This window comes from Caballeronia sordidicola (genome assembly GCF_000729995.1).
Lineage (GTDB): Bacteria > Pseudomonadota > Gammaproteobacteria > Burkholderiales > Burkholderiaceae > Caballeronia > Caballeronia sordidicola_A.
In genome coordinates, this window is record NZ_JNFG01000044.1 from 1 (window position 1) to 14,194 (window position 14,194).

The following is a 14,194-nucleotide window of genomic DNA, read 5'->3' on the forward strand; positions in this document are numbered from 1 at the left end:
GCGGCTTTTGTTATCGAGGGTCCGGGTGCTCAGTCTCGGCGATGCGGCCCTTCCCTGCATGTCGGCCGCTGCCGTCGCCGCGGCTAACGCGGCCAATGCCCCGCGCAGTGGGGGGGCGCGTACGGCGGTGCTGGCCGTGCGCGCGGCGGATATCGACGCACTCACGCTTGCCGAAGGCGCGGGCCGCCTGGTGCTGGCGTTGCGCAATCCCGCCGATACTGACACAGCCGAACCGCTTGCCATGGCGCCGCTTATGGCATCGATAAGGATGCCGAAGAATGACGCGTCACGTGCCGCAGCGGGCTTGTCGCTGGAGGCGCTGGCGGGTGCCGGCGGCGAGCGACCGGCGCGCACGCCAGTCATGCCACCGTTACCTGGCGTGCCTTCGATGCCTGCGGTGCGCACGCCGCGCGTCCAGGCAGCGTCGAATGATCTTGAGCTGATTCGCGGTGCGCGTAGGGAAAAAGTGACTTACTGAAAGCGATGGCCGTGGCGTAAACAAATTTAGAAGGACGAGTAGCAGCCAGCATCAAAGGGAAGTTCGGGGCCGTGCCGCCGTGAGGCGACATCGCAGTACGCAGTTGATATATAAAAATCATGAAAGCCTTAGATTTCTATCGAGGACGCGGCGTCTCTGGCGCGCGTCGATTATTGCTCGCCGCGCTGGTATGCACGTGCGCGGCGGCCCCGCTTGCCGGTGCGAAGGCTGCGGGGCCTGCGGCAGATGCGACCGGCTCCGCGGGGTCACGGGTGATCGACATCATCGTCGGTACCCAGAAGCAGATCGCGATGGGACGCACGTTGCAGCGCGTAGCCGTGGGAGACCCCGCGGTCGCCGATGTGCTTTGGCTCAAGAGCAATGGCGGTGCGAACGGCGGTTTGTTGCTGGTCGGAAAAAGCGCGGGACGCACGGAGCTGATGGTGTGGGAACGCGGTCAAGCCGCGCCGCGCACTTATACGATCAACGTCACTACGCTTGCCGCCCGCGAGCTGCTCGGCAGGGATACCCCCAAAGTGAACGTACTTGGCCGCACGGCGGTGATCACAGGGTCGGCTGCCAGCATGGAATCGCATCAAGTTGCATTGGCGGTGGCGAAAGAGTCGGTCGCAAAAGCCGCAGGCTCGTCGGATACGCAGCCGGGATCTGTTGGCAAGGATTCGGGGGCGCAAAACGACAGCGCGTCCGACCCGCTTGCAACTGGGGGAGACAAGGGGGCCGGTGCAAAGGGAGGCGCTGTCCTCGATGCATCGACGATAGCAACCAGTCCCGTTGTCCAGGTCGATGTGAAGGTGGTCGAGTTCAGCAAGGCCGTGCTGAAAGAAGCGGGCTTCAATCTCTTCAAGCAGAACAACGCGTTTGCGTTCGGCACCTTCGCCCCGTCAGCGCTGACATCGTATACAGGCGGCGCGACCACGAATTTACAGGTTGCCTCTGCATCGCCTATCAGCAGCGCCTTCAACCTGATGGTGAACCTGGGTTCTCGCGGTATCTTCGCGAACCTCAGCCTGCTCGAATCGAACAACCTGGCGCGCGTGCTGGCCGAACCGACGCTCGTAGCGTTGTCGGGACAAAGCGCGAGCTTCCTCGCCGGCGGCGAGATTCCGGTACCCGTGCCGCAGTCGCTCGGCACGATCAGCATTGTCTACAAGCCCTACGGTATCGGGCTGACGGTGACCCCGACCGTGCTCGGTGCCAACCGGATCGCGCTGAAGGTCGCGCCGGAAGCAAGCCAGCTCGACTTCCAGCACGCGCTGACCATCAACGGCATTTCCGTGCCGGCGATCACTACGCGGCGAGCGGATACGACCGTCGAACTCGGTGATGGCGAAAGTTTCGTGATTGGCGGCTTGATCGATCGCGAGACGTCGTCGAACGTCGACAAGGTGCCCATGCTGGGTGATCTGCCGGTCATCGGTGCGTTCTTCAAGACCCTGCAGTACACGCAAAACGATCGTGAGCTGGTGATCATCGTGACGCCGCACCTGGTCTCGCCGATTGCGAAGGGGGCGGTCCTTCCGGCCACCCCTGGCGAACAGTCCGAGCGACGCGACGGACCTGTGTGGCGCTCGTTCATTGGTGGTTTTGCATCGCGTGAAGCGGTGCCGGGATTCTCGAAATGACGGTCGTCCTGTCTGACAAGGAAAGCCGCGGGCAGGTGGCGAAGACGCGCGCAAGTCCGTCTGGAACGGCGAGGTGTGCTGGCAGCATGGCACGCGCCGATGTGGCAGGAGAAAGCGACGATGAACGCAAGAGTTCTATCTTTGACTGACATGGAAGCGCGCCCTTCAGGCGTCCGGTTCCTGTGCGTCTGCTCGGATGCGGGACGCCGGGCCTGGCTCGCGCGTGCGCTGGGCACGCTGGGCGCGCTCGAACACGTGCCGTTCGACGCTGTTGCACTGATGCCGAAGATCTCGTCGCTGGGCGCCACGCTGGTGTTCATCGATTTCGCCTGTGCGCCGCTTGAAGCGCCCGAGGCCAGCATCGCCGGCGCGACGGCGATGGCGACCGCGGTGCACGAGGCATTCCCGGGCCTGGCCATCGTTGCACTCGGCTCGCTGCAGCAGTCGGCTAGCGCGATTGCCGCATTGCGCGCCGGCGTGCGTGATTTTATCGATGTTGAAGGCGAGCCCGATGAAGCACTTCGGATAGCGAAGCAATTAATTGAACAGGCCAGCCAGTCCGCGAGGACGGAACCCATCGCCAACCGCCACGGCCATATGACGGTGCTGCTGGGTGCGCGCGTCGGCATGGGCGTGAGCACGCTGGCGGCGAACCTGGCGGTGAGGTTGCAGAAACGAGGCGCGGCGGCACAGAAGACCTCCGCGCTGCTCGACCTGGGCATCCCGGCCGCGGACAGTTCAGTGCTGCTCGACACCCAAAGCGAATTCAATTTCGTCGATGCCGTGCGCAACCTGCGCCGCTTCGACCAGACCTTTGTTCATACGGCCTTCGGACGCCACGCCAGCGGCCTGGCAGTGACCACACTGCCGGCGGATCTCACGGCGATGCGCGAGGTCTCGTATGCGTCGGCAGTCAACCTGGTGAACCGGCTGCGGACTTTCTTCGATCATCAGATCATCGATCTCGGCGGTTTTACGAACCTTGAGTTCATCGCCCAGATGGTGCGCGCGGCGGATAACGTGTGGCTCGTCTGCGATCCGAACGTGGCGTCAGTGGTATCCGCCATGGAGTTGCTGGAAGGCCTGCGTGTCTGCGATGTCGAGTCACGCTTGCCCAAGGACCGCGAGGCTCCCGATGCGCTGCAGAAGCTGCATCTGGTCGTGAACAAGTTCGACCCGACGCTGCAGTTTGGCGCCGAGCAAATCGCGGAACGGCTGCGTTTGCCGTTGCTCGCGGTACTCCCTGCACGCGCACAGGCGCTTGGACGCGCAGTGAACCAAGGGCGCCTCCTGGCGGATATCGCTGAACGCGATGCTTATGTGCGCGCGTTGGACCCGCTGGTCGCGCGGCTCGGCGGTCAAAGAATCGCCGCCGCGGAAAGCGTCACGCCCGCATGCGGGCCCTTGTCCGATGGCATGGACACCGATGCACTAAAGCAGAAGACGGCAGATTTCACCGACACGCCGAGCGGCTCAAAACAATTCCTCAAGCGGCTCCTTCCCACTTTCACCAGGCGGCCATAGACGATGGCAAGAGACATTGAGTTCGCTGACGACGCTACTTCGTTTGCGCATACGCAGCAGTTCCAGGACATCAAGAACGCGGCGCACGAGCATCTGCTTACGCGGATCGAGGAGCTGGGCGCCGAGTTCGGACGCTGGTCGCGCCAGGCGATCCTGCAGTTCGTCGACCTGGAGATCGACGGCTTCGTCCGGATGCGGCGCATTCCCCTGAACGAGAGCGAAGTGCGGCTGATCGCGGAGGCCCTGACGAAGGAGTTGGCCGGCTTCGGTCCGATCGAGGACCTGCTCGCCGATCCTGCCGTGGAGGACATCCTTATCAACGGCTTCGACGACGTCTACGTCTCGCGCCACGGCATGCTCGTGAAGATCCCGGTGCGCTTCGCAGACAACGCACATTTGCTGCGGATCGTGCGGCGCATCCTCGCGCCTATGGGGCGGCGACTGGACGAATCCAATCCAATGGTCGATGCCCGCCTGCCCGATGGCGGCCGGGTGAACGTGGTGATCGAGCCGCTATCGCTCGATGGTCCGGTGGTGTCAATTCGAAAGTTTCGTCGCGACCCGTTGCGCCCCGACGACCTGCTCGCGAACGGCACCTTCGACCAGGAGATCTGCAAGCTGCTCGATGCGGCGGTCGCTGCGCGCTGCAACGTGCTGGTGTCGGGCGGGACGAGTTCGGGCAAGACCTCGCTGCTCAATGCGCTTGCGTTTTTTATTCCCAAGCACGAGCGCGTGGTGACGATAGAAGACACCGCCGAACTCTCACTCAATCACCCGCACGTGGTGCGTCTGGAAAGCCGTCCGGGCGGTTTTGACGGCGCGGGCGTGGTGTCCATTCGTGACCTGTTGCGCAATACGCTGCGGATGCGTCCGGACAGGATCATCGTGGGTGAGGTACGCGGCGGCGAAGTGCTGGAAATGCTGCAGGCCATGAACACCGGCCACGATGGTTCGATGGGCACCGTCCACGCAAGCTCGGCGCGCGAATGTCTTTACCGGCTCGAGATGCTGGCAGGGTTTGCCGGCTTCCAGGGCACGGAGTCCAGCCTGCGGCGGCAGATTGCGAACGCGATCGACTTCATCGTTCAGATCGGGCGCCTGTCGAATGGACGGCGGCGAATTTTGTCGGTGACGGAAGTGACGGGACTCTCGGACAACATAGTTGCGACACAGGAGTTGTACCGCTACGAGCCGATCATGGAAGGCGGCGAGGAGCAGGACAACTGGGTCTCGCTCGGCATTCATCCCAGCTCGCCGAAGCTTGCCAAGTACCGCCAGTCCCTCGGCAACGACAGGAGCGCGGACAGCTTCAACGACGGCTTCGGACGAGGCGGCGGTAGTAGCGGTTTCGGCCGCTCCGGTGGGGGCTTCAATGTCTAGCGGTATCGGTCTCGTCCTGGTCGTTGCGCTGCTGTGCGCGGCCGGCGGCCTGCTGCTTTGGCAGCGCGCGAAGGACAGCCGCGAACGCGCGCTGACGGACCTTTTTGTTGACCGGCGCGTGGCGTCGTTGCAGGGAGCAACACCGGGCGCAACAGCGGGTGTAGCACCTGCCCAGAACAGCCAGCGCACTCGTTCTGCCGCTGCCGCCGCGATATCACCGAATGCCGAGCACGGTGGCCGCGAACATCTGCGTCATCTGCGGGCCCGTTTCCTCTGCGCCTTCGACAACCTGATGAACCGCGCGGGTATCGCGAGTCCCGCCAAGCTGCTGTGGACCGCTTGCGTAATTATCCTGCCAGGCGCGTGCCTGGTCGGTCTGCGGGCACATTGGATACTGGGGCTGGGTTTTCTCGTCTTCGGTGTGCTTTGCCTGTTTGCTTTTCTCTCATGGCGCGCACAGAAACGCCATCAGCGCATCTCGCGCCAGTTGCCCGTATTTCTCGATGGCATCGTGCGGCTCATCACGATCGGCAACAGCGTACCGGCCGCGTTCCAGGCTGCCGTGACGACCACCGACGCGCCGTTGCGCGACTGCCTCGACCGGGTCTCACGCATGTTGCGCTCGGGCGTGGAAATAGATGTGGCGCTGAAACATGTGGCCTCGATGTATCACGTGCGCGAGCTGGAGCTGGTCGGCTCGGTGCTGCGTATCTCGGTGAAGTACGGCGGCCGTTCCGACGTGATGCTGGACCGCATGGCCGCGGTGATGCGCGACCTTGAACAGGCCGGGCGTGAACTGATTGCGTTGTCCTCCGAGACGCGTTTGTCAGCCTGGGTGCTTGGTCTGATGCCGGCGCTGCTGGGCGGCTTTGTGATGCTCTCCAGTCCGTCGTACTTCCGCGAGATGTGGTCCGATCCATTTGGTCAGCGCCTTGTGTATGTGGCGCTGGGACTGCAAGCGCTCGGCGCCTTCATGTTGTATCGGCTGGTGCGCCTGAAGGATTGATCATGACCGCTCACACCGTGTTCGCTCTTGCCTTGCTCGTGGCCGCACTGGGATGCGCCTTATTGGGCGTGCTCGTGTTCACGGGCCTCGCGCGCATGCAGCGCGGCGCGCGCACGCTCGACCATGCGCTCGATCAACGCGCGGCCAGCTCGGCGGCACGCGCGATTGCAACGGGCAAGGAGACCTGGCAGTCAACGGACGCGAAGAACGCGAGCGAGGCCGGGAGGGGGCGGACCAAAGACGCCCGCCGGTCGCGTCTGGCCGATGCGCTCAGCCGCGCGGCGGTGGGGTGGCTGGACACGCCGTTCGGTGCAATCGTCGTCGCGGCTGAAGACCGGCGATTGCTGGATCAATGCGGTTTCCTCGATGCCAACACGCGCGCGCGTTTCTTCGCGGCACGAATTGGTTGCGCCGCGTTCCTGCCGCTCTTTGCGCTGGCCTGGTTCAACGGGGATCCTCGCCTCGCTCTGTCGATGATCGCCGCGCTCGTGCTGGGGTTCATGTTGCCGAAGTGGTTCGTGCGGCGACGCGCGAAAACGCGTCAACGCTCGGTAGCGAGCGAGTTACCGATGTTCGTCGACTTGCTGCGTTTGCTGCAGGGCGTCGGCCTGTCGCTCGATCAGTGCCTGCAGGTGATGATCAACGACTTCGCAACTGTGCTGCCGGTTCTCTCGCAGGAACTCGCGCTGGCTCACCGGCAATTCAACACCGGGCGTACGCGTGAGCAGTCGCTGAGCCGGCTCGCGACGAGCTATGAAAACGACGACCTGAATGCCGTGATGCGGCTGGTCGTCCAGGTCGACAAACACGGTGGCGCGGTACAGGAACCGCTGCGCCAGTTCGGCGACCGGTTGCGCGAGTCGCGCCGCGCGGCGTTGCGTGAACGGATCGGCGCATTGACCGTAAAGATGACCGGCGTGATGGTGGTGACCTTGCTTCCCGCTCTGTTGATCATGACGGCGGGTCCCGGATTTATCGCCATATACCACTCGTTATCCACAATGCACAGATAGACGTTGAAGAGAGTGACACCATGAAATCGATCGCGATCAGGAACCGCCTGCCCACTGTTGTCCTGATGCTTGCATGCAGCGTTTTCGCGGGCCTGGGCGGCTGTGCGTCGAAGATGGAAAGCGGGTATGGGGTCGGCATACAAGCGGAGCGCGAAGCTGCGCTTCAGCAGTCGCAGCAGAAACAGGACGCGCCTGATACACCCGGCATGTATCTCGCGCTGATCGACCGGATGCAGTCGCAAGGTTTGTTCTATGCATCGCTTGCGCACATTGACGCATACGAGAAGCAGTATGGCTCGACGCCCGACACAAGTCTGCTGCGCGCCGACGCGTTGCGCCAGACTGGTCAGGCCCAGGCCAGCGCCGACGCATACACGAAATTATTGAACACGCCGCTGGCGGCGCGGGGATATCGCGGTCTCGGTTTACTGGCCGGGGCAGCAGGAGAATTTGCTAAGGCTTCCGAAGGGTTCGATGCTGCCACGCGCCTGCAGCCAACCGACGCTCTCACACTATCGGATCTGGGATACGCGCGCTTGCGTCTCGGCGATGTGGCAGGCGCTCGCGTACCGCTGATGAAAGCCGCGGAGTTGGCTCAGGATAACCGGAAGATCCTGTGCAATGTCGCGCTGTTCCTGCTGGCCGATGGGCAGCCTGCCGCAGCGCAAGGGCTGATCGCGCAGCAAAAATTTTCGCTGGAAGTGCAGCAGGCAATTCGCGCGGATGCGCAGCGCATCGCGGCGGCCGCTGCACAGGCGTCGCAAGCGCAAGTCGCGAAGGGTGCAGCGACGACGGCCGAGCGCGCACGCGTTCCTGCTCCCGCCATCCGTGCGCCGGAGACGGTCGATGCTCTGCTCAACGCGCAATTGCCCCTGACCCAGACGTTCGATCCATCCGGCGCAGTATCGGGCAAACAAGCGCAACTGGTCGCACGGTGAGGGGAAGAATGATGAATGAATTTCGGACGGGGCGAGGGCTGGGCAGGATGGAGGTCTTGACCGCGCGACTGGTCGCCGTGTTGTGCTCGATGGCGATTGCTACCGATGCGGCGGCTCAGACGCAGACTCCGCTGACGTCGCAGGAACCGCCCGCAGCGCTAGAGAGTCAGCAGCAAGCACAGGCACAAGCGGCGGCGCCGTCAAAAACGGTAGCTGTGGTTCGTCATGTCACGCTGATCGGCGACGCCACGTTATCGATCCTCGCGTTGCAGCGAAGCGGCCAGTTGGCGGCGCCGCCACAGCCGATGCTGGGTGCAGAAGCGAGCGCCGCGTACGCGCGTTACCTGAAGTCTTTCGATCATCCGATTCCGGAACATCTGGATTCATCGGTGGGCACGGTCGGCGGTGCAACAGGTGGTTCAATAGGCAGCGGAACGTCGAACTGACATGAAACGCTTTCCGACATCTCCGAGCAGAGCGACATCGCGTGGGCGCAAACGCCAGCGTGGTGTGGCGAGCGTGTTGGCAGCGTTCTGGCTGCTGGTAGCGGTCGCAGCGCTTGCCGCTATTGATGTGGGTAACGTGTTCTATCAGCGGCGTGTGATGCAGAGTGTGGCGGACATGGCGGCGAATGCGGGCGCCCAGGTCGTCGATAACGCTTGCTCGCGTGCGCCGGCCACCGCCCTTGGCATCGCCGGTGCGAATGGCTTCAACGCGTCGGCGTCAGGCAACTCGATTACCACGACATGCGGGCGCTGGGATCCGACGCTCTATGTGGGTCCCAGCTACTACGCGGCGAACGCTACGCCGAGTAACGCGGTGCAGGTGACAGTGTCGAAGCAAGTGCCTTATTTCTTCCTGGGAGCAGGACGGGTGGTGAGCGCGACGGGGCTGGCGCAAGCGGTCAACGTGGGGGCCTTCACCATCGGCACGACGACGGCAAGCGTCGATCCGACGGTCATTACCGGGGTGCTCAACGCGATGCTCGGGACGAATATCAATACGCTGCAGATATCGGCGGCGGGTTATGCAGGTCTCGCACAATCGCGTATCCAGATTGGCGATCTTGTGACGGCAGCGGGTGTGGGCACGGTGAACCAATTGCTTGCGATGAACGTCACGGCCGCGCAACTTGCCAATCTGATGCTCACCGCGTTGCAGACGACTCAGGTTGCGAACGCGAATTTATCGGCGGCGGTTGGTGCGTTGCAGGCCGTCGTGAACGCGAATATTCCTGGCTCGCAGACGTTCCCTCTAGGCGCGGTGAATGGCACGCCGGGCCTGTTGCAGGTTGGACTCGCCGATACCCAGTCCGCGCTCACCGCGACTATCAGCCCGTTGGACGCGCTGTTTGTCGCGGCCGACATCGCGCAGGCAGGAAAGTCAGCGGTGAGTGTCAGTACCGGGCTGAATCTTGGTATCGCGACCGCCTCATTGCAAGTCCAGGTGATCCAGCCCCCGGTGCTGGCGATAGGCGAGGCCGGGCAGACGCCGGCCGGAGCGTGGCGGACCATAGCGACGTCAGCGCAAGTACGCGCTTATCTCGTCCTGAGCCTGGGAGCCGTGCCCGGTTCGTTCCTCGGCCTGGGGTCGACGCCCTTGCTGACTTTGCCGATATCACTTGAGGTCACGCCCGGAACCGCCTGGCTCCAGTCCACTCAATGCGCCGCGACGGCAGCGGCGAGCAACAGCGTTGTCGGCGTGCAGCCGGGGCTTGCCAACGTGTGCGTGGGCAATCCGCCATCGAACCTGTCCGCGTCGGCGGCGTTCAGTTGTTCGCAGCCTGCAACGCTGGTGTCCGTACCCAACGTCCTGACTCCTGGAGTTCCCCTCCTGACCATTTCGGTGAAAGCGCCGATCACGGCCGTAGTTCCGCCGGACAGCAGCTCCACGCTGACCTTCGATGGCATCGTAGGGAATGCTGATGATTATCAAAGGGTGAACTCGAACCGTGCGGGCCACGTGATCAGCTACGCGTTGGCCAATCTTTCCACGGCGATCTCACAAGGCGGGCTGGTAGTGAACACGCCCGTGCCGATTGTCAATGTGGTGATTCAGTTGCTCATCCCTGGCCTGGTTAGCGCAACGCTGAGCACACTCGTGAATTTGCTGACTCCCATACTGGGTGCGCTTGACTCGGTCCTCGTCCCGGTCCTGCAACTCCTGGGCGTGCAGATCGGCGTAAGCACGATCCACGATTTATCCCTGACATGCGGTCAGTCGCAGCTTCAGTATTGAGAGGCCTATCGGATGAATGATCGAACCGGTGACCGGACTTGCGACCCGCCGGCGCCGTTAACTTAGTAACGCACGCAACGGGCTGCGAAGCCAACAGATGAAAGCCATGAGACTTGAGCAATGAGACCAGCGACAAAAATCGACGACCTCGATATTTACGTGTGGGAAGGCAAGGCGGATATCGTCGAGCAGGTGGTGCGCTGCATGTCGAGTTTTGAAGTCGATGTGATCCGCGCCGACGGCATGTCGATTGCCGCGGGCCAGGACGCCCAGCGCCAGGCGATCGCCATTGTGAGCGTGACCGTGATCGACACGGGCGCGTTCGCATTGCGCGATTGGGAAGCGCATCGCGGCATGCCGGTGATCTGGGTGGGCGCGGCGCCGCGTGAGCGTGACACGAGCGTGTTTCCCACCGACTACTCGCATATCCTGCCGCTTGATTTCACCGGCGCCGAGTTGCGCCGGATGGTGGCGAAGCTTGCCCAGCAACTGCGTGCGCATGGGGAGCAAGTGCAGGAATCGAGTGCCCTGATAGCGAATGCCGAGTGCATGCAGGCATTGCTGCACGAAGTGCAGACCTTCGCCGATTGCGATACCAGTGTGCTCGTGCATGGCGAAACCGGTGTGGGCAAGGAACGCATTGCGCAGATGCTGCATGACCAGCACAAGCGTTATTCCGGGGGACCATTCGTGCCGGTCAATTGCGGCGCGATTCCTGACGGCTTGTTCGAATCGCTGTTCTTCGGTCACGCCAAAGGCTCGTTCACCGGCGCCGTGATCGCGCACAAAGGCTACTTCGAGCAGGCCGACGGCGGCACGCTGTTCCTCGATGAAATAGGCGACATGCCGCTCTATCAGCAGGTCAAGTTATTGCGCGTGCTGGAGGACAGCGCGGTCACGCGGATTGGTTCGGCCGCGCCGCTCAAGCTGGATTTCCGGCTGGTCGCCGCGTCTCACAAGAGCCTGCCTCAGCTGGTGAAGGACGGTGACTTCCGCGCGGATCTTTACTATCGGCTGGCTGTGATCGAGTTGAAGATTCCGTCGCTGGAGGAACGCGGGGCGCTCGACAAGATTGCGCTGTTCAAGTCGTTCATTGCACAGGTGGTGGGGCCGGAAAAACTCGCGAGCCTGCCTGAGCTGCCGTACTGGCTGGCCGATGCTGTCGCCGATAGTTATTTTCCCGGCAACGTCCGCGAGCTGCGCAACCTGGCGGAGCGCATAGGCGTGACCGTGCGGCAAGTGGGATCGTGGGATACCGCGCGGCTGCAGCGCCTGCTCGCGCTTGCCCGCACCTCGCAGCCGGTCCCGCCGGAGCTGAGCGCTGAAGTGCTGGTTGACCGTAGCAAGTGGGACATGAACGAGCGCAACCGCGTGCTGGCCGCGCTGGACGCAAACGGCTGGCGGCGCCAGGACACGGCGAGTCACCTGGGCATCAGCCGCAAGGTGCTTTGGGAAAAAATGCGCAAGTTCCAGATCTTCGACGAAGAACCTGAAACGCGCGTCGTGGGGTGAGAGGCTTCGCAGGCCGCGGTGTTGAAGCGAGCGTTCTCGCCTGATTTGACTTCTACGCCAGCGCAACTTTCAACGCGGCGAACATGCGCTCGTCGGTGCGTTCGAATTGCAGCGGCGTCACCGACACGCGTCCCGATGCGACCACTGCCGTCTCGCTGTCGGCCGAGTTTTCACGCGGACCGCGCTGGAAACGCAGCCAGTGATATTGCAGTCCACGCGGATCGGTTTGCGGCAGCACGTCGATACCTTCCACCAGTCCCACGCCCTGGCGAGTCGGAGTAAGCGGGCCGGCGAGAGCCGCGTCTATATCCGGAAAATTCACGTTGAAGCAGGTTGGGGCGTCGTGCTCGATCGCGCGCAGCGACTGGATCACGCCGGGTGCGAGTTCGCGCGCTGTATCCCAGCGCACGTTGTCGCGGTCACTGAAGGTCTGGCTCAATGCGATGGATGGCAAGCCGAGCAGCAAGGCGGTCATGGCCGCGCCGACCGTGCCGGAAAACATGGTCTCCACACCCAGGTTACCGCCGCGGTTGATGCCCGAGAGCACAAGCGTGGGCGGCGCGTCCTGCATCAGATGCCGCACTGCCATCACCACGCAATCACCCGGTGTACCGAGCACCCCGAAGCGACGCTTGCCATGCTCGCTCACGCGCAGCGGCGAATGGAGGCTGATGGAATGCGACGTGCCGCTTTGGTCGTGCTCCGGCGCGACGATCCACACTTCGTCCGCGAGTTCGGCGGCCACCGCTTCGAGCACGGCGAGTCCGGGTGCGTCGATACCATCGTCGTTGGTTAGCAGAACGCGTGCAAGTCTGGGCAGCGAAGAGGGAATTGCAGCGGGTGTTACAGCTGGCATTGCTAATCTCCTGTCGATTGAGGGAAAGCGTCACTCAATCGATTATTCCAGAGATCGCGGTGCGGGGTGGAAGCCCGGATTTACTTGATACCGAGCCCGCGCAGTACTGCGTTGCCATCATCGGTCAGGCGGAACTTGGACTCACCCGGCGTGGGCGACACCATTTCCACGTAGCCGTATTCGCTCAGCGAGGCAACGTCGGGAGGCGCGGCCATTGCGTCGATCGGCGCGTGCAGCAACAGCAGCAGCGTGGCGATTTCGTGGTGACTGAGTAATCGTTTGATGGCCCGTACCGGAGCCGATGCGTTGCGGAGGTTCATGACGAACTCCTTTCGTTAATGCTTTGTCTTTGTGTATCGTGCAGCGCGTCGATCGCACCAGACAGCGGCGCTTGATGTTTCGATAAAGGTTTCGATAAAGTTGGGCAAGGGTATCGACCAAGTCTTAGGCGAAACTTAAAACAGACGAAAAGCCGCGCATGCGTCTGCCATGAAGACGTTTGACGAGGAAAAAAATTGTGATCAATGAGGTTAAAAATTGTAAGCCGGGTTCCTGGGGCTGAACGTGGCGTCGTCGAATGTCTTCGGCGCGATGTTCTGGAACACGATGCTTTCAAAGATCTTGCCATCGTTGTCGAAGGATTCCGCCGTCCGGAAATACGGCCGCCTCAGGTCCAGGCCGAGGACTTCTTTCTTGGCATAGAACTCCGGCTGTCCAGAAGGGGTTTCGTAAGTGAAGGCGACTACGCGGGCGCCATCCATCGTTTTTACTTCGATGTTGCTGGCGTGCGTGATCCCGGCCTCAGCGAATTTCTTGCCTTCGGCCAGGAACTGCTGCGTGATGTATTCGGTGCCGAGATCGCGGATAGAATGCCGCGATTGCGAGCGCGCGAGTGAGCCGTTGAGTGACGTCCAGAGCGCAATCACCTTTAGCAAACCGCCCAGATGGCCGTACATTTCATCTGAACGCGCGGTTTCGTCGTAGAGAATCTCCTGGCCCGCGTGTGCTCCGTCGGGCAGCCATTTTGCGTAGACCCGCAGCGGGTTGCGCGTCACGCGCACCAGCATGTGGTCGGCCTGACCCGGCCACATTCCGTGGATACGCTCACGCCGCACCATGGTGAACTCATACGACGGATAACCAATCGGGCCGTTCTTCAAATAGCGCGGCAGCGCAAGCGGATCAAGCGATTTGAACAGCGCAACAAGCGCCTGGTCGCTCATGCTGGCGAGCATGCCGCTCAGTGCGGCGTGACTCAGCCAGCGGACCTGGGCATCGAGCGGAAGTTTGCCGACCTGTGCCGCGGGCGTCTTCGGCGGTGTAGTCGTTGCGCCGGCAGAAAGCGCCGGACCGGCCGCGGAGGTGGCAGCGGACGTCGGCAGTGCGGCCATGGCCATGCTGGCCACCTCCTGTGCGCTGGCGGGCATGGCGACGGCCATGAGGGCTATCGTGGCGAACAGACGCCGGATCCGAACGCTTGCGGGGACAAGCTTACGATTTTGGCAGCGCTGTCGTCCTCGATGCATGAAGTTCTCCGTGGTGCGTTCATTTTGCTTTGGCCGCGTATACGTCGCGCAGTTCACGGCGAAAACCTTTCCCCGTCTTT

At 62.6% G+C, this 14,194-nt stretch carries 13 protein-coding genes; 10 read left to right on the forward strand and 3 right to left on the reverse strand.

The features are described from left to right. The 10 genes from FH08_RS0130330 to FH08_RS0130375 form a co-directional block, all read left to right on the forward strand. Positions 1-478 (forward strand): RcpC/CpaB family pilus assembly protein (locus FH08_RS0130330; RefSeq protein WP_031361960.1); only part of this gene is annotated, 478 nt, incomplete at its 5' end. A 119-nt stretch (positions 479-597) separates the two neighbouring features. Further along, on the forward strand, positions 598-2,121 hold the full coding sequence (locus FH08_RS0130335) for a type II and III secretion system protein family protein (protein WP_051888659.1): 1,524 nt from the start codon (positions 598-600) through the stop codon (positions 2,119-2,121). Positions 2,122-2,241: 120 nt separating this feature from the next. Continuing rightward, complete coding sequence (locus FH08_RS0130340) at positions 2,242-3,645, forward strand: fimbrial protein (RefSeq protein ID WP_152602954.1); 1,404 nt, start codon at positions 2,242-2,244, stop codon at positions 3,643-3,645. A 3-nt stretch (positions 3,646-3,648) separates the two neighbouring features. Continuing rightward, positions 3,649-5,025, forward strand: a complete 1,377-nt coding sequence (locus tag FH08_RS0130345) for a CpaF family protein (protein WP_031361963.1) — start codon at positions 3,649-3,651, stop codon at positions 5,023-5,025. Continuing rightward, positions 5,018-6,031, forward strand: a complete 1,014-nt coding sequence (locus FH08_RS0130350) for a type II secretion system F family protein (RefSeq protein ID WP_031361964.1) — start codon at positions 5,018-5,020, stop codon at positions 6,029-6,031. Before FH08_RS0130345 ends, FH08_RS0130350 begins: the two co-directional genes overlap by 8 nt. A 2-nt stretch (positions 6,032-6,033) precedes the next feature. Further along, on the forward strand, positions 6,034-7,044 hold the full coding sequence (locus FH08_RS0130355) for a type II secretion system F family protein (RefSeq protein ID WP_031361965.1): 1,011 nt from the start codon (positions 6,034-6,036) through the stop codon (positions 7,042-7,044). 20 nt (positions 7,045-7,064) lie between these two features. Further along, complete coding sequence (locus FH08_RS0130360; RefSeq protein WP_419178032.1) at positions 7,065-7,982, forward strand: pilus assembly protein; 918 nt, start codon at positions 7,065-7,067, stop codon at positions 7,980-7,982. Positions 7,983-7,990: 8 nt separating this feature from the next. Then, the gene (locus FH08_RS49675) at positions 7,991-8,428 is read left to right on the forward strand and encodes a DUF3613 domain-containing protein (RefSeq protein WP_235210547.1); all 438 of its coding nucleotides are present in this window, start codon (positions 7,991-7,993) and stop codon (positions 8,426-8,428) included. 1 nt (position 8,429) lies between these two features. Continuing rightward, positions 8,430-10,220 carry a TadG family pilus assembly protein gene (locus tag FH08_RS0130370; protein ID WP_031361968.1) on the forward strand — a complete coding sequence of 597 codons (1,791 nt, stop codon included), beginning with the start codon at positions 8,430-8,432 and terminating at the stop codon, positions 10,218-10,220. Between the two features lie 120 nt (positions 10,221-10,340). Continuing rightward, positions 10,341-11,732, forward strand: a complete 1,392-nt coding sequence (locus FH08_RS0130375) for a sigma 54-interacting transcriptional regulator (RefSeq protein WP_031361969.1) — start codon at positions 10,341-10,343, stop codon at positions 11,730-11,732. 52 nt (positions 11,733-11,784) lie between these two features. Here FH08_RS0130375 and surE read toward each other — a convergent pair whose 3' ends face one another. The 3 genes from surE to FH08_RS0130390 form a co-directional block, all read right to left on the reverse strand. Then, a complete protein-coding gene (gene surE, locus FH08_RS0130380; protein ID WP_200878810.1) occupies positions 11,785-12,588 on the reverse strand; it encodes a 5'/3'-nucleotidase SurE in 804 nt (267 codons plus the stop codon). 80 nt (positions 12,589-12,668) lie between these two features. After that, positions 12,669-12,908 carry a hypothetical protein gene (locus FH08_RS0130385; protein ID WP_031361971.1) on the reverse strand — a complete coding sequence of 80 codons (240 nt, stop codon included), beginning with the start codon at positions 12,906-12,908 and terminating at the stop codon, positions 12,669-12,671. A 210-nt stretch (positions 12,909-13,118) separates the two neighbouring features. After that, complete coding sequence (locus FH08_RS0130390) at positions 13,119-14,027, reverse strand: DUF1571 domain-containing protein (protein ID WP_051888661.1); 909 nt, start codon at positions 14,025-14,027, stop codon at positions 13,119-13,121. Positions 14,028-14,194 lie beyond the last annotated feature (167 nt).